General features: G+C 38.7%; 24 protein-coding genes. 11 read left to right on the top strand and 13 right to left on the bottom strand.

Features of this window, described 5'->3' with window-relative positions; translation table 11 throughout:
- Window positions 1-98: 98 nt before the first annotated feature.
- From HLV59_RS18300 to ubiG, 5 genes are all read right to left on the bottom strand, one after another.
- Window positions 99-428 (bottom strand): RcnB family protein, encoded by a 330-nt coding sequence (locus HLV59_RS18300; RefSeq protein WP_031947002.1) that lies wholly within the window; start codon window positions 426-428, stop codon window positions 99-101.
- Window positions 429-667: 239 nt separating this feature from the next.
- Window positions 668-1,081, bottom strand: a complete 414-nt coding sequence (locus HLV59_RS18295; protein ID WP_216606745.1) for an RcnB family protein — start codon at window positions 1,079-1,081, stop codon at window positions 668-670.
- Window positions 1,082-1,298: 217 nt separating this feature from the next.
- Complete coding sequence (locus HLV59_RS18290) at window positions 1,299-2,045, bottom strand: YciK family oxidoreductase (protein WP_009387635.1); 747 nt, start codon at window positions 2,043-2,045, stop codon at window positions 1,299-1,301.
- Between the two features lie 68 nt (window positions 2,046-2,113).
- Complete coding sequence (locus HLV59_RS18285) at window positions 2,114-2,815, bottom strand: HAD family hydrolase (RefSeq protein WP_171430540.1); 702 nt, start codon at window positions 2,813-2,815, stop codon at window positions 2,114-2,116.
- Window positions 2,812-3,525, bottom strand: a complete 714-nt coding sequence (ubiG, locus tag HLV59_RS18280) for a bifunctional 2-polyprenyl-6-hydroxyphenol methylase/3-demethylubiquinol 3-O-methyltransferase UbiG (protein ID WP_171430539.1) — start codon at window positions 3,523-3,525, stop codon at window positions 2,812-2,814. Before ubiG ends, HLV59_RS18285 begins: the two co-directional genes overlap by 4 nt.
- Before the next feature lie 180 nt (window positions 3,526-3,705).
- On the opposite strand from ubiG, the gene HLV59_RS18275 reads away from it, so the two are divergent.
- Complete coding sequence (locus HLV59_RS18275) at window positions 3,706-4,323, top strand: thiol:disulfide interchange protein DsbA/DsbL (RefSeq protein ID WP_016142593.1); 618 nt, start codon at window positions 3,706-3,708, stop codon at window positions 4,321-4,323.
- Window positions 4,324-4,413: 90 nt separating this feature from the next.
- Here HLV59_RS18275 and HLV59_RS18270 read toward each other — a convergent pair whose 3' ends face one another.
- Window positions 4,414-5,061, bottom strand: a complete 648-nt coding sequence (locus HLV59_RS18270) for a TetR/AcrR family transcriptional regulator (protein WP_002120773.1) — start codon at window positions 5,059-5,061, stop codon at window positions 4,414-4,416.
- A 138-nt stretch (window positions 5,062-5,199) separates the two neighbouring features.
- On the bottom strand, window positions 5,200-5,838 hold the full coding sequence (locus tag HLV59_RS18265) for a TetR family transcriptional regulator (protein WP_000027531.1): 639 nt from the start codon (window positions 5,836-5,838) through the stop codon (window positions 5,200-5,202).
- A gap of 173 nt (window positions 5,839-6,011) precedes the next feature.
- Between HLV59_RS18265 and HLV59_RS18260 the strand changes: the two genes are divergently transcribed.
- From HLV59_RS18260 to HLV59_RS18240, 6 genes are all read left to right on the top strand, one after another.
- Window positions 6,012-7,037: a ferredoxin reductase gene (locus tag HLV59_RS18260; protein WP_171430538.1), complete on the top strand. Its 1,026-nt coding sequence runs from the start codon at window positions 6,012-6,014 to the stop codon at window positions 7,035-7,037.
- Window positions 7,038-7,067: 30 nt separating this feature from the next.
- The gene (locus tag HLV59_RS18255) at window positions 7,068-8,210 is read left to right on the top strand and encodes a fatty acid desaturase family protein (RefSeq protein ID WP_078221350.1); all 1,143 of its coding nucleotides are present in this window, start codon (window positions 7,068-7,070) and stop codon (window positions 8,208-8,210) included.
- Between the two features lie 159 nt (window positions 8,211-8,369).
- Window positions 8,370-9,086, top strand: a complete 717-nt coding sequence (rph, locus tag HLV59_RS18250; RefSeq protein WP_002120794.1) for a ribonuclease PH — start codon at window positions 8,370-8,372, stop codon at window positions 9,084-9,086.
- 133 nt (window positions 9,087-9,219) lie between these two features.
- On the top strand, window positions 9,220-9,354 hold the full coding sequence (locus tag HLV59_RS18795) for a hypothetical protein (RefSeq protein ID WP_255787789.1): 135 nt from the start codon (window positions 9,220-9,222) through the stop codon (window positions 9,352-9,354).
- Window positions 9,355-9,375: 21 nt separating this feature from the next.
- Complete coding sequence (locus HLV59_RS18245; protein ID WP_171430537.1) at window positions 9,376-11,544, top strand: phosphocholine-specific phospholipase C; 2,169 nt, start codon at window positions 9,376-9,378, stop codon at window positions 11,542-11,544.
- Window positions 11,545-11,977: 433 nt separating this feature from the next.
- Window positions 11,978-12,145, top strand: a complete 168-nt coding sequence (locus tag HLV59_RS18240; RefSeq protein ID WP_000938938.1) for an ABZJ_00068 family colistin stress protein — start codon at window positions 11,978-11,980, stop codon at window positions 12,143-12,145.
- Here the strand turns inward: HLV59_RS18240 and nadC are convergent.
- Window positions 12,142-12,987 carry a carboxylating nicotinate-nucleotide diphosphorylase gene (nadC, locus tag HLV59_RS18235; RefSeq protein WP_005804819.1) on the bottom strand — a complete coding sequence of 282 codons (846 nt, stop codon included), beginning with the start codon at window positions 12,985-12,987 and terminating at the stop codon, window positions 12,142-12,144. The genes HLV59_RS18240 and nadC overlap by 4 nt on opposite strands.
- Before the next feature lie 171 nt (window positions 12,988-13,158).
- On the opposite strand from nadC, the gene ampD reads away from it, so the two are divergent.
- Together ampD and murJ are read left to right on the top strand one after the other, a co-directional pair.
- The gene (ampD, locus tag HLV59_RS18230) at window positions 13,159-13,728 is read left to right on the top strand and encodes a 1,6-anhydro-N-acetylmuramyl-L-alanine amidase AmpD (protein ID WP_039765932.1); all 570 of its coding nucleotides are present in this window, start codon (window positions 13,159-13,161) and stop codon (window positions 13,726-13,728) included.
- 72 nt (window positions 13,729-13,800) lie between these two features.
- Entirely contained in the window at window positions 13,801-15,351 is a 1,551-nt protein-coding gene (gene murJ / locus HLV59_RS18225; RefSeq protein WP_171430536.1) for a murein biosynthesis integral membrane protein MurJ, read from the top strand.
- A 48-nt stretch (window positions 15,352-15,399) separates the two neighbouring features.
- Here the strand turns inward: murJ and HLV59_RS18220 are convergent, their stop codons facing one another.
- The 5 genes from HLV59_RS18220 to HLV59_RS18200 all read right to left on the bottom strand — a co-directional run bounded on the left by HLV59_RS18220 (window position 15,400) and on the right by HLV59_RS18200 (window position 20,796).
- Window positions 15,400-16,095, bottom strand: a complete 696-nt coding sequence (locus HLV59_RS18220; protein WP_216606744.1) for an FKBP-type peptidyl-prolyl cis-trans isomerase — start codon at window positions 16,093-16,095, stop codon at window positions 15,400-15,402.
- A 49-nt stretch (window positions 16,096-16,144) separates the two neighbouring features.
- A complete protein-coding gene (locus HLV59_RS18215; RefSeq protein WP_171430534.1) occupies window positions 16,145-16,870 on the bottom strand; it encodes an FKBP-type peptidyl-prolyl cis-trans isomerase in 726 nt (241 codons plus the stop codon).
- 190 nt (window positions 16,871-17,060) lie between these two features.
- On the bottom strand, window positions 17,061-19,244 hold the full coding sequence (locus HLV59_RS18210; protein WP_171430533.1) for a polysaccharide biosynthesis tyrosine autokinase: 2,184 nt from the start codon (window positions 19,242-19,244) through the stop codon (window positions 17,061-17,063).
- 18 nt (window positions 19,245-19,262) lie between these two features.
- On the bottom strand, window positions 19,263-19,691 hold the full coding sequence (locus tag HLV59_RS18205; protein ID WP_171430532.1) for a low molecular weight protein-tyrosine-phosphatase: 429 nt from the start codon (window positions 19,689-19,691) through the stop codon (window positions 19,263-19,265).
- A 4-nt stretch (window positions 19,692-19,695) separates the two neighbouring features.
- Entirely contained in the window at window positions 19,696-20,796 is a 1,101-nt protein-coding gene (locus HLV59_RS18200; protein WP_171430531.1) for a polysaccharide biosynthesis/export family protein, read from the bottom strand.
- Between the two features lie 355 nt (window positions 20,797-21,151).
- Here HLV59_RS18200 and tviB point away from each other — a divergent pair, with 355 nt between their 5' ends.
- Together tviB and wecB are read left to right on the top strand one after the other, a co-directional pair.
- Window positions 21,152-22,426, top strand: a complete 1,275-nt coding sequence (gene tviB / locus HLV59_RS18195) for a Vi polysaccharide biosynthesis UDP-N-acetylglucosamine C-6 dehydrogenase TviB (RefSeq protein ID WP_068530681.1) — start codon at window positions 21,152-21,154, stop codon at window positions 22,424-22,426.
- 13 nt (window positions 22,427-22,439) lie between these two features.
- Complete coding sequence (wecB, locus tag HLV59_RS18190) at window positions 22,440-23,564, top strand: non-hydrolyzing UDP-N-acetylglucosamine 2-epimerase (RefSeq protein WP_171430530.1); 1,125 nt, start codon at window positions 22,440-22,442, stop codon at window positions 23,562-23,564.
- Window positions 23,565-23,591: the final 27 nt, after the last annotated feature.

The following is a 23,591-nucleotide window of genomic DNA, read 5'->3' as shown; positions in this document are numbered from 1 at the left end:
AAGATATAAAGATGATTCTAAACAAAAAAGATTAAAGCCGCATGTTTTAGATAAAAAAACACCCAAATCTAAGTTTGGATGTTTAAAGAGTTCTAGAATTAGTGAACAACTCTAATGATTTTATGGCTCTGTTCATTTACCAGTACATAATTTCCGTTCACTTTGTACCATTTTTGATAGCGACCCGGTTTAGTCAATTTTTGATGTTGGCGATAGTCAATCACGTAACGTGAGTGTTGATATTCATGCGGTACAACCTGACCCACTCGCCATTCATTACGATGGTCATCTTTTTTAATCACTTTAACTGTTTTTACTTCATGGTTTTGATAGTTGCCATGGTGATTATGATCGTTAGGTGCTGCCATTGCTGTCGTTGCAACTAAACCTGTAAGTGAAAGAACAATTGCTGTTGTTAATTTTTTCATTATGAACCTCGAGTGATGAATTAAATTTCAATAACTAAAGGTTAGTGAACAATTGCAGATAAATCGTGGAGGCCAAGAAGAATAAATGTGAAAACCTAATATGAAATAAGAAGAAATTAAGAGAATACTTAATATGAAAATATAAAAAGTTTTTATTTTTAAAATAGATAAGACATAAAAAAAGGATAAAACTCGAAGGCTTTATCCTTTTTATTCAGCGATAGCGAGGTTCTATCGCTTTAAAAACCACGAATACTTACAATGCTATTAGAATCTGTGTCGACTAAAATATAGTCATTGTTAATTTTGTACCATTGCTGATTACGGCCCGGTTTAGGCAAGTTGCTGTCTTTATAGTCGACTTTATAACCATTGCCACGATAGTGCTGTGGCATAACATAACCCGGCTGCCAGCGATGTTGTTTTAAGCGTTCAAAGCCACGCTCTTCGCGCATACGGCGTTCATCACGGATACGATCATCATCATGATCACGTCCAAATCCTGGCCCACGATCATTCCACTCACCGCGTGGTCCTCCGCCTTTAGGACCTTTAGGGCCATGGCCTCGGTCAAAAGGGGGGGCAGCAAAGCTTGCCATACTGGTGGTCAGTACGGTTATGCATAGGGCTAAGATGGTGAACAACTTTTTCATGATGCATCCTCGTTTACATCTGATGTCTCTCATGTTGAATACTCTACGCGCAAAATGCAGAGAAACTGTGAAGATCATTTAATGGTTCAATTAAAATTACGGATAGATCAAGAGTTTTTATCAATCGTAAAAAAGGCTTGTATATAACTTTTCAGGTATAGGCAAGCCAGATTTGATGATTGGCCGTAATTTAATTTAGCTTTTCATCTTTAACTTTTTAATCCTGTGCATCAATACTCTGACCATTGAGCGCCAAGCTGTCTTCACCCATTAAATAGAGGTAGGCAGGCAAGATTGACTCAGGTGTAGGTAGTGTCTTCGGATCTTCTTGTGGGTAGGCTTTCGCACGCATTGCAGTACGTGTTGCGCCTGGATTAATACAGTTAAAGCGGATATTTGGATAAGTATTCTCTGCTGCAAAAATTTTGCTTACTGCTTCAATTGCAATTTTGGAGACAGAATATGCGCCCCACAAAGCACGTGCTTCACGGCCTACACCTGAACTGGTAAACACGACAGAGGCGTTTTCTGACTTTTGCAAAAGTGGTAATAAGGCTTGAGTGAGAGCAAAAGGCGCGCGTAAGTTAACTGCCATCACGTCATCCCATACTTCTGTAGGATAATGCGCCAGCTCCACACGCTCACCTAAAATACCCGCATTATGCAAAATACCGTCTAAACGTCCAAACTGCTTTTCGAGCGTATCGACTAAAAAGTCATAATCACGATCAGAGGCACTTGAAAGTTGTAGCGGTAAAATCGCGGGTTGAGGTGCACCTAGACTCTCAATTTCATCATAAATCACTTCAAGTTTATTTAAGGTTCTACCATGCAGGACAACGGTTGCACCATGTAGGGCATAACTTAGAGCCGCAGCTCGCCCAATTCCATCACCAGCACCAGTGATTAAAATAACACGATCTTTGAGTAGATCCGGACGAGGTTGATATTCTGAATATTTCATTGGTAAACCTCCTTCTTTTTATATTGATAAAACGAGTAACCGTTAAAAAAGTGTATAAAACTCTGATGTTAACTTATCATACGCTGATTTTCCTGTAGAGCAGGAAGCTTTTGACGTAACATATCGTGTAATTCTGTCACCGTATTTACAATCGAATCAGCCTGCCATGCAGCGAGATCATCACGGTGCTCAATAGGTAGATAGCCGTACGCAGCTAAAATAGTGTACATATTGGCATTGTGACCAGCATCGATATCGCGTGGATGGTCACCCACATAGATAATCTCATTTGCTGGGATATTTAACTGTTTAGCTGCCAAATACATAGGTTCTGGGTCTGGTTTTGTTTTACTGACATCTTCAGGACATACTAAAACCGCACAGCGTTCAGTCAGATTTAACTTTTCTAAAAGAGATTCACTTAATCCGCGTGGTTTATTGGTCACAATACCCCACGGGATTTGCGCAGCTTCTAACTCTTCTAGAAGTGGATACATACCTTCAAACAGATCTGTATCAACCACAATATTATTGCCGTAAATATCTAAAAAGTTTTGACGATGTCCCAAGAAAATTGGATTGGCCACATCCAGCTCTGGATAGACCAATTTCACCATCGCACGCGCACCTTCAGACACCTGAGTGCGAATTAAGTCTGCATCAACCACAGGACGTCTTTCATCACGGCACATTTGCTGAATAATACGAATGAAATCCGCAGCTGTATCGATAAGCGTACCGTCTAAATCAAATAAAACAGCTTTCATCATGCACCTGTATTAATCGTATGAACCATATAGTTAACGTCAACATTTGGCGCTAACCAGTAATGCTTGGTCAGTGGGTTGTAATGTAGTCCAGTCATTTCTTTTAACGTAAGGCCTGCATTACGAATATCATGTGCCATTTCAGATGGTCGAATAAATTTATGATAATCATGTGTACCTTTTGGCAACATGCGTAGTACGTACTCTGCGCCAATAATGGCAAATAAATAAGATTTTGGGTTACGGTTAATGGTCGAGAAGAACACATGGCCACCTGGTTTAACCAGAGCCTGACACGCTTTTACAATAGATGCCGGATCTGGAACGTGTTCCATCATTTCCATACAAGTCACCACGTCATATTGGCCTGCTTGTTCTTGTGCTAATTCTTCAACAGGAATTTGACGATATTCAATATTTTGAACATTCTCTTGCTGAGCATGTAAACGTCCAACAGCTAGAGGTGCTTCACCCATATCGATGCCGAGTACATCTGCGCCACGACGTGCCATACTTTCGGCCAAAATACCGCCACCACAGCCGACATCAAGTACTTTTTTACCAGCAAGACCGCCTACACGTTCATCAATCCAGTTTAAACGTAGTGGATTGATTTGATGAAGTGGGCGAAATTCAGAATGTTGATCCCACCATTTGGCAGCAAGTGCTTCAAACTTTGCGATTTCTTGTAAATCAACATTCAATTGCGACATGGTGCTACCTCTAAACTTGAGTTATCTTTTTGGATGTAGTTCGCCGTTAGTGTAGCGATTATTGGGAAAAAAGCGATAAACCCAATAAAAAACTTCACAGAAGCAAAACGAATTTAGCATATTTGTTTTATATTTAGAGCATAAGCTAATGCATAACAACTTAGAGGAAAAGCTGTAGCAATGAAAAAATTGGTTTTGGGTGGTTTGAGTGCAGCAATTATGGCCGTATCGGGTAGTGCAATGGCAGCAGATTTTGTTGCTGGTAAAGACTACACCGTGATTGCCAATCCAAGCAAAGTGGAAGTTCCGGGGAAAATCGAAGTTCGAGAGTTCTTTTGGTATGGCTGTCCGCACTGTTTTAAACTTGAACCGCATATGCAAACGTGGTTAAAACAGATTCCTAAAGATGTGCGTTTTGTACGTACACCTGCTGCAATGAATAAAATGTGGGAACAAGGGGCGCGTACATATTATACCTCTGAGGCATTAGGTGTACGTAAACGCACGCATTTACCACTATTCCATGCGATTCAGGTGAACGGTCAACAAATTTTTGATCAGGCTTCTGCTGCGAAGTTCTTTACTCGTTATGGCGTACCTGAGCAGAAATTTAATAGTACTTACAACTCATTTGCTGTGACGGCAAAAGTTGCCGAGTCAAATAAACTTGCTCAACAGTACCAATTAACAGGTGTACCTGCAGTTGTTGTGAATGGTAAATATGTTGTGCAGGGTGAAGATGGTAAAGTCACTCAAGTTCTTAATTATTTAATTGAGAAAGAACGTAAAGCAAAATAAGTTGTTTAGGCTTTACTTCAAAAAAAATGGGCTTCATGTGAAGCCCATTTTTATATTTAATTTATCGTTAATTATCACGAAATAATTCAATTAATTTTGCTGATTTTCATCTTCAATCTGAAAATTTAAAACATCAAAATTAGCTGTTTGAGTCGGCAGTGATAATGCCTGATTAATATATAAATTAATTAATTTTTGGCGAGAACCAATCGAACGCTGGTAATAGGTAGAATTTAAAAGCAGTGATGCACCATAAGTCAGTGACCAGATATAAGACAAATAGTCACGAATCGACATATCATAATTCAATGATTTTAAATAATTTTCGGTAATATCTTTAATTGCTAAAATACGCTGTTGGCGAATTTCATAAAGCTCTTCGAAAAGATGCTTCAACTTAGACTCTGTCATCGTCAGATTTTCTTCAAGTTGATGCAATAGAATCGTTTTCCCTGGTGCAAGTAAATGATGAAGCATGTAATGAGGAGCATATTCTTTGAAATCTGTATTATATTTTTTAGAAATTTCTAAAATTTGCTTTTCATTTTGAATAATGAGCTCAAGTAGAAGCTCATTTTTACTTCTAAAATGCTTATAAAGTGTGCCTTTAGCAATATCTAGCTCGGCCACTAACTCATCTAGAGTAATTTCCTGATTGTTTTCTAATAACAACTTTTCTGCCACGCTCAGAATTTTTTCTTTACGCATCAAAAACTGTGTATGACGATCAAGATTCATAGGTATTCCCACACCAGTTTGGCCTAACTAATAGTTTACTTCCTGTAAAAAAGAAAAAGACTTTTCTCGAAATTTTTAGCCTTTTTCTTTCTCTCTTTACGTATTACCACATAACCTGTTTTTTGTCATTTGCCGCTTCTATCGTTCCCAGTTTGCAATCCCTCTAAACAGTAAACGAACTTGTGTAGAAGCATTTTCAATAAAGGCTATTTGTTGCAGCTTGAGCTGTTCACCTTGATATTGTTTCGATAGGTTGAGCCACGTCATTGCCCATGTAAATGACATATTAGTCAAAATGGTAGATAAGACATTTAAGTCTTGAGGATTTTGAATATGTTTAAAATTTTCGAGTTTAGTAAGATCAGTTGTTAGATCTTCAATCAGAAATTCAATTTCTCTGGCAATTGCTGCACGAACCGTTTCTGAGCCTCCCCAACGTTCAGCAATCATAAATTGCCATTGCTTAGGGCTATGATTTACTGCCTGCACAAATAGCTCAATACTGGTTTGGGTTTTAGCAGATTTATGTTGTAAGTAACTTTGTCCAAGTTGATGTAAAACACTTTTTAAATGTAGGGCAACTTGATCGACCAATTCCTTGCCGAGCTCATCCATGTCCTGAAAATGGCGGTAGAACGCTGTCGGTACTAAACCTACTTCACGTGCAACTTCACGCAAACTGATACTACTGAACGAACGCCCAGACGTGCTTAGATGTAAGGCTGCATCGAGAAGTGCCTGACGACTTTGCTGTTTTCGTTCATCCCGTATCGACATTAAAAGAACCTATTTAAACCGTGAGCCAAAGTCTAACAAAAAAGAGCAAACTTTCATAAAAAAAATAGTGAACAAGTGTTGACTGAGTGAACGGTTATAAATATAGTGTACATATGTTCACTATACGAACATGTGTTCACTCAAATAAATAGCCAGATACAAAAGAGGAACGTATGAACGCAACACTTAGTTATCAGCCACATTGGGTTCGAGAAGATTTCGTTGATTTTGTCTTGCAGAAAATTAACGTGACTTGGGCGTGGAAAAGGGTACTTGCAGAAGTTACTGCAGTTCAGCCACTGCATACCGATATGGTGCTCATTAGACTTAAACCAAATCGTAATTTTAATTTCGATCAAGTTCGAGCGGGTCAAAGTATTTTGCTGACTTTGCTCATCGATGGCGTTTACCAACAGCGTAGTTATTCAATTATTGAAGTGACTACTCAGGGTGAAATCGCTTTAGGTATTAAAGTACAAGGTTTGGTGTCTCGTGCAGCTCAACTATTACATGTGGGTGAGTGTGTTGAGATTTCACAACCACAAGGTGATTTTATTTTGCACCAAGGTCAGCATCCTGCGATTTTGATTGCGTCAGGAAGCGGTATAACTGCAATTTATTCACTCTTGCAGCAAGCTTTAAAACAGCAACTTGAACAAATTCATGTCATTTATTTTAATCGTGCGGAAATTTTTCATGCCGAATTAAAAGCTTTGGCAGAACAGCACCCACAGCTTCAATATCATTTTTTTAATACCACCGAGCAAAAGCAGCATTTAACTGAAAGTTTACTGCAAAAGCTGGTTCCAGATTTCGAGCAGACAGCAACTTATGTTTGTGGTCATCATGGCATGATGCAGCAAGCCAATGAAATTTATGCACAAAAAGGTGCTCAGTCGCAGCTTCATCAAGAGTATTTTCAGCCACTTCAAGTGACTGGTACACATGCAGCACAGCCTGTTATTTTCCGCCGTGCTCAACACGAGTTTTTAGCTGAAACAAATTTACTGAGCAGTGCAGAGCAAGCTGGTTTACGCCCACAACATGGTTGCCGTATGGGTGTCTGTAATAAATGCAGCTGTACCAAGGTAAGCGGAGTTACTCAAAACCTGTTAACTGGTGAAATTGAAGATCAACCGAACCGCCCAATTAAACTATGCGTGAGCCAGGCATTAAGCCCAGTCACAATTGATCTATAAAAAGAATTAAAGAGGATTAACCTTATGAATATGGCATTAGAATTTTCTACTGTTTCTAAATCTGCTCATTTAACACCTGAACAGACTGAAGAGTTTGGCCGCCGTGTTGAGCAGATTCGTCAAGACGTTATGCAAAGTCTTGGTGAGCAAGATGCAAAATATATCTACAAAGTACGTAATTTTGTTCGCTACACCGAAATCGCATCGCGTGGCATGTTGATGTTTGGTGGTTGGATTCCGCCAGTCTGGCTACTAGGCACAGGCTTATTAGGTATTTCTAAAATTGTAGAAAACATGGAACTTGGTCATAACGTCATGCACGGTCAGTTTGACTGGTTAAATGAACCAAGCCTGAACGGTAATACTTACGATTGGGATACCATTGCCTCTGGCGATGACTGGCGTGAAACACATAACTATGTGCACCACACCTATACCAATATTGTCGGTAAAGATCATGATGTTGGTTATGGTATTTTGCGAGTAAGTGATCAACAGAAGTGGGAACCTCGCCACCTGTTTAATATTCCCCTCGGTCTACAGTTAATGTTTTTCTTTGAGTGGTATGTAGGCGTGCAAAACTTACATCTTGAAGATGCATTAGTTTATAAAACCAAGAGCTGGAAACAGGTGTGGAAAGATTCGGCTAAAGTCCGTAAAAAAGCCACACGCCAAGTTTTAAAAGACTATGTGTTTTTCCCTGTGATCTCTGGCCCTATGTTTTTACCGGTTTTTGCAGGAAATGTAGTTGCGAATATTATTCGTAACTTGTGGTCATCTGCGGTGATTTTTAATGGTCACTTTACTGAAGATGCAGAAACGTTTGAGCCTGATAATACCGATACTGAAACCAAGGCAGAGTGGTACTTACGCCAGATTCGTGGTTCAAGTAACTTTAGTGGTACAGAATGGCTGCATTTTATGAGTGGTAACTTAAGCCATCAAATTGAACACCATTTATTTCCAGATATGCCAGCTAATCGTTATAAAGAAGTAGCACCGAAAATTAAGGCACTTTGTGCAGAATATGGCATTAATTACAATGAAGCGAACTTTATGCGCCAGTTCTGGAGTGTATGGGTACGTTTAGCGAAATGTTCACTGCCAAACCATACCACTGGAAAAGTGATGCAGACATTAGAAAAGTTAAAAGCAAAATTTAAATTTGCATAATCTCAGTTAATTCAAAATAGCTCCTTTTTAGGGGCTATTTTTATTTTTGAGTTATGAAACTTGCAGACTTACATTTGAAAGTAGGGAATAAACTCAACCTGTCAAAATCCTTTGCTATACTATGCCCAAGTTCGTATTTAAGAGAAGTTAGGAAGGATTATGCGTATTGACCAACGTGCATTAGACCAATTACGTGAAGTGAAAATTACACGAAACTACACCCGTTATGCTGAAGGTTCTGTGCTGGTCGAATTTGGTCACACCAAAGTCCTTTGTACTGCAAGCATTGATAACTCAGTGCCACGCTTTTTAAAAGGCCAAGGCCAAGGCTGGGTAACGGCAGAATATGGCATGTTACCGCGTTCAACACATTCACGTTGTGACCGTGAAGCGGCTCGTGGTAAACAAACTGGTCGTACTCAAGAAATCCAACGTTTGATTGGCCGTAGCTTACGTGCAATGGTTGATTTGAAAAAGCTTGGTGAAAACACGATTACCATCGACTGTGACGTGATTCAGGCTGATGGTGGTACGCGTACTGCTTCAATCACTGGTGCTGCTGTAGCATTAGTTGATGCGATGAATGTTTTATTGTCTCAAAAGAAAATTAAGCATGATCCGCTTAAAGGGTTGGTTGCTGCAATTTCTGTCGGTATGTATCAAGATGAAGTGTTGCTTGATCTTTGCTATGAAGAAGACTCGAACTGTCAAACTGACTTAAATGTAGTAATGACACAAGCGGGCGAGTTTATTGAAATTCAAGGTACTGCCGAAGACAAACCGTTTACCCGTGCTCAAAGCAATGCCATGTTAGAGATGGCTGAAAAAGGGATTGCCGAGCTCATTAAAAAGCAACAAGAAGCTTTAGGCTGGTAATTTTACGCTTTCTAAAAAACGCATCTTCGGATGCGTTTTTTTATGCCTTCATCAAATCGACATAAAAACATCACTTGCCTGTCACTTTAACACTTTATTAGTAGTTCGCATTTAAACCGTTTGGAAAAAACCAATGCGAAAACTTTCACTTTTATTAATTACTTCTTTAGCACTCATGCTCAGTGCTTGTAACGATGATAATGACTCAGATAATTCATCGCCAACAACACCGCCCACCAGTAATTGCAAAATGCACTGTGCACCATAATAAGAACTCAGGATAGAACTAATGAACCGTCGCGAATTTCTTTTAAACTCTACAAAAACCATGTTTGGGACAGCTGCTTTAGCGAGTTTCCCGCTGAGTATTCAAAAAGCTTTAGCTATTGATGCCAAAGTTGAAAGTGGAACTATTCAAGATGTTAAACACATCGTGATTTTGACTCAGGAAAACCGTTCTTTCGATAATTATTTCGGAACATTAAAAGGTGTACGTGGTTTTGGTGATCGTTTTACGATTCCAATGACGGAAAGCCGAAAGGTTTGGGAACAATATGATGCGAATAAAAAGAAAGTATTGCCTTACCATTTAGATAGTCGTTTAGGAAATGCTCAGCGTGTTTCAGGTACACCTCACTCATGGTCTGATGGCCAAGCAGCTTGGGACAATGGTCGTATGAGTGATTGGGTCGCTTATAAAAAACCACAGTCGATGGGCTACTATAAAAAACAAGAAGTCGAATATCAATTTGCCTTAGCCAACGCTTTTACGATTTGTGATGCTTACCACTGTGCTATGCATGCTGGGACTAACCCAAACCGTAAGTTTATTTGGACTGGAACTAATGGTCCTACAGGTGCAGGTGTTGCAAGTGTTGTAAATGAATTTGATGGGATTGGGGTATCAACAGAAGGTTATGAGTGGACAACGTATCCTGAGCGCTTACAGCAAGCTGGCGTAACATGGAAAGTTTATCAAAATATGCCAGATAACTTTACCGATAACCCGTTAGCTGGCTTCAAACAGTATCGCCGTGCAAATGAGCAATCTGGTCAACCTGTCAGTAACGACACACTAACGTGTCCAGCATATGACGAAAAGATTGATGCGACTCAACCACTTTACAAAGGTATTGCCAATACCATGCCGGACGGTGGTTTTTTAGGAACTTTTAAAGCTGATATCGCACAAGGTAAATTACCGCAGGTGAGTTGGTTAGTTGCTCCCGCAACTTACAGTGAACATCCGGGGCCATCTAGTCCTGTACAAGGTGCTTGGTATATTCAGGAAGTATTAAATGCATTAACTGAAAACCCTGAGCTGTGGAGCCAAACCGTTTTATTGGTGAACTTCGATGAAAATGACGGTTTCTTTGACCATGTCCCTTCACCAAGTGCACCGTCTAAAGATGTAAACGGTGTTGTATATGGAAAAACGACTTTAAACGATCAGCAAGTGTCTTATGAGTACTTTAACCATCCAGCAGTAGTGACTTCAAAATCTCAACCTAAGCCAGATGGTCGAGTGTATGGACCAGGCGTACGCGTTCCCATGTATGTGATTTCGCCGTGGAGCCGTGGAGGATGGGTAAATTCTCAAGTCTTTGACCATACCTCTATTTTACAGTTCTTGGAAAAACGCTTTGGTGTGCAAGAACCTAACATTAGCCCTTACCGCCGTGCTGTATGTGGTGATTTAACGACGGCATTTAATTTTAAAACACCGAATGTTCTGCCTGTTGCTGAACTAGATGGGAAGAAAACCAAAGCCGAAGCCGATGCGATTCGTGTTGCTCAAGCTTTATTGCCACAAGTTCCTGTTCCGAGCCAGCAGCAATTTCCTCAGCAGGAAATGGGAATTAGGCCATCACGTGCTTTGCCATATATTTTGCACACCAGTGCCAAAGTCGATACCACTCAAAAAACGATTAAGCTGATGTTCTCTAATACAGGTAAACAAGCAGCCGTTTTCCATGTCTATAACCGATTAGATCTTACGGCAATTCCACGTCGTTATATGGTTGAAGCGGGTAAACAGCTTGATGATGTATGGAATACTGCAAATGGACAGTACGATTTATGGGTACTTGGACCAAATGGTTTCCACCGTGCGTTTAAAGGCGATTTGAGTCAAGTTAACCAAACTCAAGCATTACCGGAAATTAGAGTGTGTGTGGAAGAGTGTGATGCGAATTTGTATTTAAAAGTGCGTCATGATGGTAATAAGTCAGTCAAGCTCAACGTCGAAGCAAATGCTTATCTTCCAAACAAGACATGGACGATAGAAACCAATAGTTCTGAAAAAGAACTGGTTTGGGATATGTCTGAATTTGGTGGTTGGTATGACTTCACTGTGACTTTAGCTGATGATGCTACGTTTAGTCGTCGTTTTGCAGGACGCATTGAAACTCAAGAAGATTCAATTTCTGATCCTTATATGGGTTATCTAGAGTCTTAGGTTGGTAAGTTATTTCCCTTAATGTAGGTATTGAAATTTATTCCTCATTAACTGGTGCTAAAAGTCATCTGCAACCTGTCTATAATCTATAAGGATCTTATTTTTGCAACAAAATAGGATAGAGGATGAAAGTGGGCAGGTTTTGCAGATGACAATGCCTTTGGTTACTTTGGGCAAAACCAAAGTAACAGAATGGGCTGTTGGCAAAAAATTCTAAGCGATAAGACTCTGTCGCGTAGGAAAAGAGATATCCATGTCACGATAGTAAATAAAGGGAGTTATGCTGTTGATATAAAATACTATGTGGGAAGATGCTGTCGTATAGATGAATAATAAAAATAAAGGCTTACCTTTTGTAACAGAATCTCCTAAGCCTGGTCATATTTATCTTTTACATTGAAACCCTAAATTTTTAAAGTAATGGGGAAAATTTATGCTACAAGGTTTTATTGTATTATTAGCAGTAGTGACATTTGTTTTAATGGCTGCCGATCCACGTGATGGTGGGGCACAAGCGACTCAGTCAGCGTGGCAAAAAACACAAGCGGCAGACATGACCAAGTCGCAAAAAAATACCAATAATGACGCAGATTTTATCTAAGCATTAAAACGCATAGATAAATCAACTGCTCTAACATCTTTAGTCAGAACGCCCATAGAAATATAGTCAACGCCAGTAGTGGCAACTTCACGCAAGTTTTCAATGGTGATATTGCCAGAGGCTTCGAGTTTACAGCGGCCCGCCACATGTTTTACAGCATCAATCATTTGCTGTTGACTGAAGTTATCGAGCATAACAATATCTGCACCAGCTTCAAGTGCTTGGTTTAATTCATCCCAAGTTTCAACTTCGACTTCAACCGGTTTGCCGGGCGCAATTTGGTGTGCTTTGGCAATTGCTTGAGCAATACCGCCCGCTGCCATAATATGGTTTTCTTTAATTAAGAACGCATCAAATAAACCAAGACGATGGTTTTGTCCACCGCCAATAGCCACAGCATATTTTTGTGCAATACGTAAGCCCGGTAGGGTTTTACGTGTATCGAGAAGTTTTGTATTTAAACCTTCAAGATGCTGAACATATTCAGCAGTTTTTGTTGCAACAGCAGATAAAGTTTGAATAAAGTTTAAAGCAGGGCGCTCTACTGTTAGTAAGCTACGTGCAGAACCAGCAAGCTTTAAAAAGGCTTCGTTTGCAGCAACACGTTCACCTTCTTGTTTTAGCCAAGTCACTTGAACAGTATTGTCATAAGCTGAGATGAGTGCATTAACCCACGGTTGTCCAGCTAAGACCATATCTTCGCGGCTAATAATGGTTGCCGTGGCTTGCTCATCTTCAGGTGTGAGCATAGCGGTAATGTCACCGTCCCCAATATCTTCTTGTAATGCTTGTTGAATATTGATTTGAATTGATTGTTCAAGCAAAGACTGAGGTATGCTCATACGGTTTCCATTTTGTCGATGACCCTAAAACTTGCGATATATTAGCACCGTCGACCTGAAAAATAAGCTGTTTTATGAGATTAATCGCGATAAACAATCGCATTTACTACTTTGAAAAGCACATAACTGTTTTAAACTAAAACAATTGGCAAGCAATTTATTGGCGTCTCAATGAAGCAAATCACAGCGTATGAAGTTATAGATGGACAATTAAAAGGGGCGAGACAAATCCCTTCTCCAAATTTTAACCAGCGTCCGACTGGCACCGAAATTCAAATGATTGTGGTTCATAATATTAGTTTGCCACCGTCTCAGTTTGGAGGTGGCTATATTGAGCAGTTTTTTCAAAACAAGTTAGATTGGTCAGTTCATCCTTATTTTCAGACTATTGAAGGCATGCAAGTTTCTACACATCTGTTAATTTTACGAACAGGTGAAGTTCTGCAGTTTGTTAACTTTAACGAGAGAGCATGGCATGCAGGGCGTTCAAGTTATTTAGCTAAAGTTGAATGCAATGATTATTCAATTGGTATAGAACTTGAAGGAAGTGATGATTTACCTTTTGAAGACATACAATATGAAGTGCTAACTGACGTTGTTACTGCAATTCGCCAAGCTTATCCAGAAATTAAAAACCATATTGCAGGGCATTCAGATGTTGCTCCTGGCCGAAAAACTGATCCAGGCCCTTATTTTAAATGGCAGCACTTTAGACAATTGTTAGCTCAGAAAAAAACTTGAGTTTGTTCATCATTTCACAACGAAAAGATTTTCTAGTTTCATTACAATAGCGTCTTTCGAATATAGCTGTAGGTGAGTGCGATGGCATTGTGGCGATCGACTTTTATTGTCAGTGCAATGACGATGTTGTCACGAGTGTTAGGGCTCGTGCGTGACGTCGTATTGCTCAACGTGTTTGGTGCAGGTAAAGATTTTGATACCTTCGTCGTCGCTTTTCGTATTCCCAACTTCTTTCGACGACTATTTGCCGAAGGCGCCTTTTCTCAGGCCTTTATCCCAGTCTTAACTGAATATAAAACGGGTCGAGCACACGCTGAAGTACAGATCTTAATTAGTCGGGTATTTGGCTGTTTGCTAACAGTTATGACCTTACTCACTTTTGTGGCTATGGTTTTAGCACCTGCAATCATCTATATGTACGCACCGGGCTTCCACAGTGATCCAGAAAAGTTTGATTTAGCCGTCAGCATGTTCCGTTTGACTATTCCATATCTAATGTTTATGTCGCTCACGGCTTTTGCTAGCAGCATCTTAAATAGTTATGGTTCGTTTGCCTCACCAGCTTTTTCACCAGTTTTGTTAAATGTAGCGATGATCGCAGGAGCGTGGTGGCTTACGCCGTATATGGCTGAGCCAATCAAAGCACTAGGCTGGTCAGTTGTTGCGGCTGGGGTATTACAGTTAGCGATACAAATTCCTGAATTGTGGCGTAAAAACCTACTGATTCCACCTAAAGTTGATTTTAAACATGAGGGTGTAGAGCGTATTTTAAAATTAATGCTTCCAGCATTATTTGGTGTATCTGTGACTCAGATTAACCTATTGCTAAATACGATTTGGGCATCTTTCATGCAAGATGGTTCAGTGTCTTGGCTCTACAGTGCTGAGCGTATGACTGAGTTACCTTTAGGTTTAATTGGTGTTGCGATTGGTACAGTAATTTTGCCTTCACTTTCTGCCCGTCATGCAGAGCAGGATCAAGCAAAGTTCCGCGGCATGATCGACTGGGCTGCAAAAGTCATTGTATTGGTAGGGGTGCCGGCAAGTATTGCTTTATTTATGCTTTCAACACCGATTATTCAAGCATTATTCCAGCGTGGTGAGTTTGATCTACGTGATACACAAATGACAGCTCTAGCATTGCAATGTATGAGTGCTGGTGTAATTTCTTTCATGCTTATTAAAGTATTTGCACCCGGTTTCTATGCACAACAAGACACAAAAACACCAGTGCGTGTAGGTTTAATGTCAGTTGCAGCTAATGCGATTTTAAACGTTGTATTTATCGGCTTCTTTAAGCTTATTGATTGGCATGCAGAACATATGGCACTTGCACTAGCATCTTCAGGTTCAGCGTTAGTAAATGCCGGTTTACTCTACTTCTATTTGCATAAGCGTAATATTTTCCGATTTGGTCCGCATTGGAAGAAATTAGGACTTCAATATGGTTTAGCGAACCTTGCTATGATTGTAGCGCTTTGGTTTGGGCTCAATTGGTATAACGGAGAGCTTTCACAGTGGTTACGTGTTGCCGAAGTCGTAGGGCTGTGTTTAGTTGGGATAATTGCTTACCTGATCGGTTTAATCCTTACGGGTTTTCGACCTAGAGATTTAAAACACTAAAAATAAAAAAGCGATCTTAAAATGATCGCTTTTTTTATACTAATACATTTATTTTGGCAAAACTTGCAGCAGTTCAATATCGAAAATTAAAGTGCTATTCGGACCAATCGTGTCACCTGCACCAACTTCACCGTAAGCGAGATTTGCGGGGATAAAGAAACGAGTTTTACCACCTTCTTTCATGGTTTGCAGACCTTCAGTCCAGCCTGCAATCACTTGGCTGAGCTGAAACTCAACTGGATGATTACGTGCGATTGAGCTGTCAAACACAGTTCCGTCGAGTAAACGACCTTCATAATTTACTTTAACACGTGATACAGCTTTCGGTTTTTTACCTGTACCTTCTTTTAATACTTGGTATTGGAGACCTGATTTAGTCGTGATTACACCCGATTTTTTTGCATTATCAGCAAGAAATGCAGCACCTGCTTGAGCATTTTGTTGACCTACTTTTTGAAATTCAACAAGCTGCTTAGCTTCTAAAGTTTTTTTATAATCATTAATCGCTTTCGCCATTTCTTCGTCAGTTAAGCGTGCGGTTTTGTTCTGAGCACCTTCTTGTAAGCCTTGGTAAAAAATATCAAGATTTAAATCTGTTAATGCTTCAGTATTATTACGGCCCATTAAATAGCCATAGCTATAGCTAAATTGTTCTTTCGCCGGGCTTTTATTTGTAATAGGTGCAGCAGCAAAAACAGATAAACTCATCGTTGATGTTGCAATAATTAAACCGATTTTTTTCATGCCGTTTTCCAAAAAAAAGGAGAGTACTGTTTTACTCTCCTGAATGTTTTTATTTCACTGAAATGAGTTCTACATCAAAAATCAGTGTACTGTTTGCTGGAATACCAGGAAGTTCCTGAGGGCCATAAGCAAGATTAGATGGGATAAAGAACGTTGCTTTACCACCTTCTTTCATCAGTTGAAGTCCTTCAGTCCAGCCGGGAATCACTTGATTGAGTGGGAACTCAACTGGTTCACCGCGCTTATAAGAACTATCGAAAACCTGTCCATTAATTAAACGGCCTTCGTAATGTACTTTAACCATAGACTGCGCAGTTGGTTGTTTACCTGTGCCTTCTTTAGTGATGATATACTGCAAGCCAGATGCTGTAGTTTTTACACCAGCTTTTGTTTTATTTTCTGCAAGGAATTGAACATCTGCAGATTCAGACGCTGCTCCAGCGGCTTGCTGTGGTTTATTTTGTTGTTGCATTTTTTGCTGCAATTCTTTTTCATAAGCAGCAACAGCAGCTTTTAACTCTTCTTGAGTATAAGCACTTGGTTGCTTATTACGAGCATCATGAATCCCTTTCACAAATGATTTTGTGTCTAGTTCAGGTGGAGTTTGCTGAGCAACTTCGTACCCAAGAACATAACTGATTTTTTCAATTGGAGAGGCATTTTTATTTGCTTTGCTTCCGACTTCTGTGGTCGGATGTTGGCTTGCATAATAAACTGGTACAAGTGCAGCACCGCCTAAAACTACAGCGACAGCAATGGGTAAGGCTTTACTCATAAAAGGTTCCAAAAATAATCATTTGAGTCTAAAAAGGCTGCTTTTGATCTTAGCATGCTTAAGCATAGAATGTTTAAGAAAAAAAACGAGTGGTTTTTTATATATTTTAGTTAGTTTTAGTTGGAATAAACTTAAAAAATCTTAAATAAAAAACCGGATCATTTGATCCGGTTCTCTTATCACTTTTCGGTTAATCTTCTTTTTGTGCTTTATAAGCATAGGCATAGTTATAGCCATAACCATAGCCCGCGCTCGCACGTTGAATATCGTTAAGGATAAAGCCGTTGACTTTAACACCTGCTTGTTCAAAGCGATTAAGCGTTAATTCAAGCTCTTTCATTTGCGACTTAGCATAACGTGCAACAATTAAGTTCACACCAGTATATTGTGAAATAATAATACCATCGGTTACTGCAAGTACTGGTGGAGTATCGATAATGATGTGGTCATATTGACCTTGGAGCTGTTCAAGTAGTTCTTTAAATTGATTAGAACTTAAGATCTCAGAAGGATTTGTTGGGCTTTTACCACGAGTAATCACATCAAGGTTAGCAACTTGAGTTTTGTGTAATACTTTTTGTAGATCAGCTTGTCCACTTAACAATTCAGAAAGACCCGGTTTCACATCAACGTCGAAGTATTTATGCATATAACCACGGCGCATATCGGCATCAATGAGTAGTACGCGTTTATCACCTTGAGCGAAAATAGTTGCAAGATTGGTCGAAATAAACGATTTACCCACTTCTGGAGAAGGGCCAGCAATCATAATGATATTATTTTTTGCATTTGCTAAAGCAAAGTGAATCGCGGTACGGATACTACGTAAGCTTTCAATTGCAATATCATCACTATTTTTAACTGCAAGAATAGGAATACTCTTCTTTTTCTTTAAAATCTTAATGCGACTTTCTTGAATTGGAGAACGTGGAACCGTTGCATAAACTGGTAAATCCAGTTCATTTTCAATTTGGCCAGAATCTTTAATTCCTGTACGTAACATATTACGTAATAAGGCAATTAATGTTCCTATAAAACCGCCTAAGAATAAAGATAAAATAAGGATTTGTAACTTTTTAGGTTTAATCGGTTCAATTGGTTCAACTGCAGTGTCTACAATACGAACGTTACCAATTTCACCCGCTTTCGCAATACGCAGTTGTTGGTAAGAATTCAATAATGCAGTGTAGAGTTGTGTTTTAACCTCAACCTCACGATAAAGCTGTAAGTATTGGCGTTGTACATCTGGCAGTTGTTTTAATGTACTGTTTAACTCACCAATTTGCTTATTAATCGCACTCAATTGGCCATTAATTTCGCGCATTGCTGGGTGCTCAGCAGTATATTTTGCAGCCATTTCAGCTTGTTTTTGTTCAAGTTCAGCTTTTTTAGTTTCTAAAGTGATACTTTGAGTTAAATACAGCTCAGATTCTTTGGTAACATCAACAGTGTTATATTGTTGACGGAACTTGTTAAATTGACGTTCTGCATCGTCCAGTTGCTTTTTCAAATCTGGAAGCTGTTCATCCAAAAACTTTAAAGTCTGAGCAGACTCGGCTGAACGACGTTCAATATTTTGTGCACTATAGGTTGCCAAAATTGCATTTAAAACTTTAGTAATATGCTCTTTGTCTTGACCTTGATAGTTTAAACCTAAAACACCAGTAAGTTTACCACGTTCTGCCACTGAATAGTTTGAGCTAATTGCATTTACAGCAGCAGGTACAGATAGATTGGTAATATTATAAGTGGCATCAAATTGATCTTTGGTGAAGATAGCAACTTTCCAAGTACCATGGGGACCCACAAATTGATTCGCCTGATTAATTGGTATAGTTAATATAGTCTCATCAGTACTAGGGTCAGTTAAATGTAAAGACTGTTTGTCGAAATTAAGGTGTAAAGTTCTATCTAGATAATAAGTTGGAATTTCAAATTGGCGGATCTCAAAGCTTTTAAGTCCATCCTTAAAAAGGATAGATTTTTTATTATATTCACTTTTATATTCAGTATCACTTAATAAACGATGGATAAGCGTATTTTCTGTACTTGAAACTTGTATATTGAGATGTAAGTCTTTAATGACCGATCCTAAAACTAAACGTGACTTTAAAATCTCAATTTCTGCTTGAGCTGGTGATTTTTGCTCAATCATTTGTGATAAATCGCCTAAAAGAGCAGCAGAAGCCCCTTTGCTGTCTTCAACTTGAACCAAAGCATCAACCGAATAAGTATCAGGCGTTACACGTAAATAGAGTAGTGCACATACAAGGCTTAAAATAATGCAGAGGGCAATAAGTTTCCACTGAGCTATCAGGGAAAAAAATAATTCCTTTAGATCAATTGTATCTTCGGTATTAGTATTTTGGTTCATAAGCTTAAAATCTGAATGTTAAATATAAGGTTTCCAGTCATCAACACATTGCTGTATGAGTTGGCAAGTTTCATCAAAAATAGTTTGATCATGTTGATATGGATCTGGCACATTTTTGTTTTGCCAATGTCCTAAGCGATAGGTTTTACCTTTTGCAAAGGGCCAAGTTTGCTCAATATGTTTTTGCTGGTTGTGACTCATGACTAAAATCAGGTCAGCTCTTTTGATATGTTCTGCACTAAGTTTACGTGCAACATGAGGCTCCATATCAATGCCTAATCGTTGCATACAAAGTCGAGCTTTTTCATCAGCTTGATGACCAATAAGCCCTGAAATACCTGCTGACTCAATATTTAATTGGGGATATTGCTGTTTAAGGAAATACTCAGCCATTGGGCTTCGGCAGATATTTCCAATGCAGACCACCAAAATATTCTTAAATTGCATAATATTATTGTCCCAATCGATCTATATTATATAAAGCGCTTGAGAATGGAATAATTTGATTAACAACACGTTGCCAACGAGTCAAGCCAGTCGCATCAACATATACAATATCATTACTACGTAATTTAAACTGATTGGCTAATCCGAAATCACCAATACTCATTAAATTTAAATGATAAAGCTCAGTTGTATGGTCATTTGGATTGGTACGTAAAACATAAATACGACTAGCACTAGCAGATAAAGGATTTAGACCCAAGCTTTCACCTAGAGCATCACTTAGCGTCATACCCTGATCACGCATTGGTAAAGCTTGATTCTTGCCAGATTCACCCATGACATAAATTTTCTGGTTTTCTCGGGTACTGACATAGATTGTGTCATTTGGTTGTACTAAAAGTTTATGTAACGAATAACCCGCTTTTTCTAACTCAATCGTATTTAAGTTATATGTAATGCCATTACGAATGAGTTGAACGTAGGTATTGTCACCTTTATCGGTTACTCCTCCAGCAAGACCTAAAGCTGTGTATACACTTACTGGTTGATCGCTTAAGTAGAACTGACCACCTTTAAGTACGCTGCCTTGAACAGAAAAGCGTTGTCCCTCATAAGATAGTACGCGTACTATCACATCAGGATTTTTTAAAAAACGGGCCAGTTGGCTGTGAAGTTCACGGTTCACTTGAGAAAGAGTTTTGCCAGCTGCTTTATAACGCCCAACTAGAGGAAACTGGATGTAACCAGTTTGGTCGATTGGATAACCACTTGCTTGTACAGATTGTTCATTATTAACGTTGTTTACAGGTGGAGTAATTTCAGGATATGCCCAAAGTTGAATAGAAAGAACGTCTCCAGGGCTTAAACGATATATGGGTTGTTGGCTCTTAAAAAGAGTTGCATAGTCACGTTGATAGTCAACCTGTGCGGGCTGTATTGCGGGCAGAGTTTCTTGTGAAATTTTAACCACATTAACCGTAGTTCCAAGGTCGGTTTTATAAACGCCTTCACTTGGAACATCATAAGTTTGTAAACCAGAAGTAACTGCACAACTAGCAGCACTTAAACTTAAGGCAAGAACAGAAAAAAACTGGCAATACTTCACACGCGACCCTTTGTGTATTTATCTTTAATTGATATTGTCCACTGCATAGTAACAAGTGTCTATTAAACGCAGGCTGAACAGATTCTAGCTGAAAAGAAATGAAAAAACATCGAAAAATCGTATAGCTTTGTATGTTTAGTTTATCTGAATGGCTTATTTAGACTATGGTCATTGATCAGAAATATTAAAAATGTACTCTTTTAGCTAAACTAATAAATTGTACTTATAAGTACTGTAAACACATTTATACAATTGGTGTTCGGCGCTAACTTAAAATCTGATATAGTACGCTGCAATGTAAGTGCCAAAAGCATGATTTATTAGATATAAACTCTAAGGAAAAAGGCTCGTTTATATGCAAATTGCCAATTTAAAAATAGCAATTATTGGGTTGGGCTATGTAGGCTTGCCATTGGCAGTTGAGTTTGGCAAAAAAGTACCTGTAGTTGGTTTTGATATTTATCAAAAACGTATTGATGAGCTCAAAAACGGTAAAGATCATACTTTAGAAGTATCAACACAAGAATTACAACAGGCGTTGCAATTAAGTTATTCTGCTGATTTGGGTGATCTAAAAGACAGTAATTTTTTTATTGTTACCGTTCCAACACCAATTGATGATTTTAAACAACCAGATCTCACACCTTTAATCAAAGCATCGACCAGTATTGGCCAAGTGCTTAAAAAGGGGGATGTAGTAGTATATGAATCCACTGTATATCCAGGCGCAACCGAAGAAGTATGTATTCCGGTTTTGGAAAAAGTTTCAGGTTTAAAATTTAATCAGGACTTTTTTGCAGGTTATAGTCCAGAACGAATTAATCCTGGTGATAAGTTGCACCGTGTAACTAATATTCTAAAAATTACTTCCGGGTCGACTCCTGAGGTGGCTGATTATGTTGATGAGGTCTATAACCTGATTATTGAAGCAGGAACTCACAAGGCACCAAATATAAAAGTAGCAGAAGCTGCTAAAGTGATTGAAAATACCCAGCGTGATGTCAATATTGCTCTTATTAACGAATTAGCACTTATTTTTAATAAGTTAGGTATAGATACGGAAGATGTATTGAAAGCTGCAGGGACGAAATGGAATTTTTTGCCATTTCGACCAGGGTTGGTAGGCGGACACTGTATTGGCGTTGATCCTTATTATTTAACCCATAAGGCTCAATCTATTGGATTGCATCCGGAAATTATTTTAGCAGCTCGTCGCTTAAATGATCGTATGGGAGAATATGTGGCGACGCAACTCATTAAAGAAATGGTAAAGCGTCGAATTCAAGTAGTTGGTGCCCGCATTTTAGTAATGGGGCTCAGCTTTAAAGAAAACTGTCCAGATATTCGTAATACAAAAATTATTGACTTTATTAAAGCCCTTAAAGAATACGACTTAGATTTAGATATTTGTGATCCTTGGGTAGATGATACAGAAGTCCAACACGAATATGGTTTAGCACCAGTTAAAGAATTGAAGCAAGGTGTGTATGATGCGGTCGTTATTGCAGTCGCTCATGATCAGTTTAAAGCAATGACTGCGCAAGAGTTTCACGCATTAGGTAAAGCCAATCATGTACTTTATGATTTGAAATATGTATTAGATCAACAAGAATCATCTATACGGTTATAAGGAATTAGTTCAGGTGAAAAGAGTTTTATTGGTATTTGGAACAAGACCAGAAGCAATAAAAATGGCGCCATTAGCCTTAAAATTACAGCAAAATATTGAAGACTTCGAAACTAAAGTTTGTGTAACTGGTCAACATCGCCAAATGCTAGATCAAGTTTTAGAGCTCTTTAATTTAGAACCAGATTTTGATTTAAACTTAATGAAACCTGGACAAACATTATCTGATGTAACTTCTGGCGTTTTAAAAGGTTTAGAACAAGTTTTTGAGCAATGGTTACCAGACGTAATTCTTGTTCATGGAGATACAGCAACGACTTTTGCTGCTTCATTAGCAGGCTATTACCATAAAATTAAGATTGGTCACGTTGAAGCTGGTCTGCGAACAGGTGATCTTTATTCGCCGTGGCCTGAAGAAGCAAATCGTCAGCTTACAGGGGTTTTAGCAAACTATCATTTTGCACCTACAATATCTTCTTATGATAATTTAATAAAAGAGAATGTGAATCCTGAAACTATTATTGTGACTGGGAACACAGTTATTGATGCGCTTTTGCAAGTGAAAAATAAAGTTGAACAAGATCAAGAGTTAGTTCAAAAGTTTGAGCAAGAATTTAAATTTCTTGATAAAAGTAAAAAGCTAGTTTTAGTTACAGGTCATAGACGTGAAAATTTTGGTCAAGGTTTTTTAAATATTTGCACTGCATTAGCTAATCTTGCAAAAAAATATAGTGATATCCAAATTGTATATCCAGTTCATTTGAACCCTAATGTACAAAAACCTGTAAATGAGTTGCTATCAGGTATAGATAATATCTTTTTAATTCAACCCCAAGATTATTTGCCATTTGTGTATTTAATGAACCGTAGTTATCTCATCTTAACTGACTCAGGGGGGATTCAAGAAGAGGCTCCTTCTCTTGGAAAACCTGTCTTGGTTATGCGTGATACTACTGAACGACCAGAAGCTGTTGATGCAGGGACTGTGCGTTTAGTTGGTACTGATGTGAGTACAATTGAAAAATCAGTATCGGAGTTATTAGAAAATACCTCAGTATATAATGCTATGGCTGCTGCACATAATCCTTACGGCGATGGCACTTCTTGTCAGCAAATTATTGATTTCTTAAGAAGAAGTTAATTTTTTTATTATTTTATTTTAATTTAA

It is taken from the genome of Acinetobacter lactucae (assembly GCF_013122135.1).
Lineage (GTDB): Bacteria > Pseudomonadota > Gammaproteobacteria > Pseudomonadales > Moraxellaceae > Acinetobacter > Acinetobacter lactucae.
The sequence above is the reverse complement of the archived record's forward strand: the minus strand, read 5'-3'. Positions and strand labels throughout refer to the sequence as shown.

What these genes read in the sequence shown, in the direction of transcription:
- HLV59_RS18300 (WP_031947002.1), bottom strand. Translation starts at nt 428, where the DNA reads ATGAAAAAATTAACAACAGCAATTGTTCTTTCACTTACAGGTTTAGTT.
- HLV59_RS18295 (WP_216606745.1), bottom strand. Translation starts at nt 1,081, where the DNA reads ATGAAAAAGTTGTTCACCATCTTAGCCCTATGCATAACCGTACTGACC.
- HLV59_RS18290 (WP_009387635.1), bottom strand. Translation starts at nt 2,045, where the DNA reads ATGAAATATTCAGAATATCAACCTCGTCCGGATCTACTCAAAGATCGT.
- HLV59_RS18285 (WP_171430540.1), bottom strand. Translation starts at nt 2,815, where the DNA reads ATGATGAAAGCTGTTTTATTTGATTTAGACGGTACGCTTATCGATACA.
- ubiG (WP_171430539.1), bottom strand. Translation starts at nt 3,525, where the DNA reads ATGTCGCAATTGAATGTTGATTTACAAGAAATCGCAAAGTTTGAAGCA.
- HLV59_RS18275 (WP_016142593.1), top strand. Translation starts at nt 3,706, where the DNA reads ATGAAAAAATTGGTTTTGGGTGGTTTGAGTGCAGCAATTATGGCCGTA.
- HLV59_RS18270 (WP_002120773.1), bottom strand. Translation starts at nt 5,061, where the DNA reads ATGAATCTTGATCGTCATACACAGTTTTTGATGCGTAAAGAAAAAATT.
- HLV59_RS18265 (WP_000027531.1), bottom strand. Translation starts at nt 5,838, where the DNA reads ATGTCGATACGGGATGAACGAAAACAGCAAAGTCGTCAGGCACTTCTC.
- HLV59_RS18260 (WP_171430538.1), top strand. Translation starts at nt 6,012, where the DNA reads ATGAACGCAACACTTAGTTATCAGCCACATTGGGTTCGAGAAGATTTC.
- HLV59_RS18255 (WP_078221350.1), top strand. Translation starts at nt 7,068, where the DNA reads ATGGCATTAGAATTTTCTACTGTTTCTAAATCTGCTCATTTAACACCT.
- rph (WP_002120794.1), top strand. Translation starts at nt 8,370, where the DNA reads ATGCGTATTGACCAACGTGCATTAGACCAATTACGTGAAGTGAAAATT.
- HLV59_RS18795 (WP_255787789.1), top strand. Translation starts at nt 9,220, where the DNA reads ATGCGAAAACTTTCACTTTTATTAATTACTTCTTTAGCACTCATGCTC.
- HLV59_RS18245 (WP_171430537.1), top strand. Translation starts at nt 9,376, where the DNA reads ATGAACCGTCGCGAATTTCTTTTAAACTCTACAAAAACCATGTTTGGG.
- HLV59_RS18240 (WP_000938938.1), top strand. Translation starts at nt 11,978, where the DNA reads ATGCTACAAGGTTTTATTGTATTATTAGCAGTAGTGACATTTGTTTTA.
- nadC (WP_005804819.1), bottom strand. Translation starts at nt 12,987, where the DNA reads ATGAGCATACCTCAGTCTTTGCTTGAACAATCAATTCAAATCAATATT.
- ampD (WP_039765932.1), top strand. Translation starts at nt 13,159, where the DNA reads ATGAAGCAAATCACAGCGTATGAAGTTATAGATGGACAATTAAAAGGG.
- HLV59_RS18220 (WP_216606744.1), bottom strand. Translation starts at nt 16,095, where the DNA reads ATGAAAAAAATCGGTTTAATTATTGCAACATCAACGATGAGTTTATCT.
- HLV59_RS18215 (WP_171430534.1), bottom strand. Translation starts at nt 16,870, where the DNA reads ATGAGTAAAGCCTTACCCATTGCTGTCGCTGTAGTTTTAGGCGGTGCT.
- HLV59_RS18210 (WP_171430533.1), bottom strand. Translation starts at nt 19,244, where the DNA reads ATGAACCAAAATACTAATACCGAAGATACAATTGATCTAAAGGAATTA.
- HLV59_RS18205 (WP_171430532.1), bottom strand. Translation starts at nt 19,691, where the DNA reads ATGCAATTTAAGAATATTTTGGTGGTCTGCATTGGAAATATCTGCCGA.
- tviB (WP_068530681.1), top strand. Translation starts at nt 21,152, where the DNA reads ATGCAAATTGCCAATTTAAAAATAGCAATTATTGGGTTGGGCTATGTA.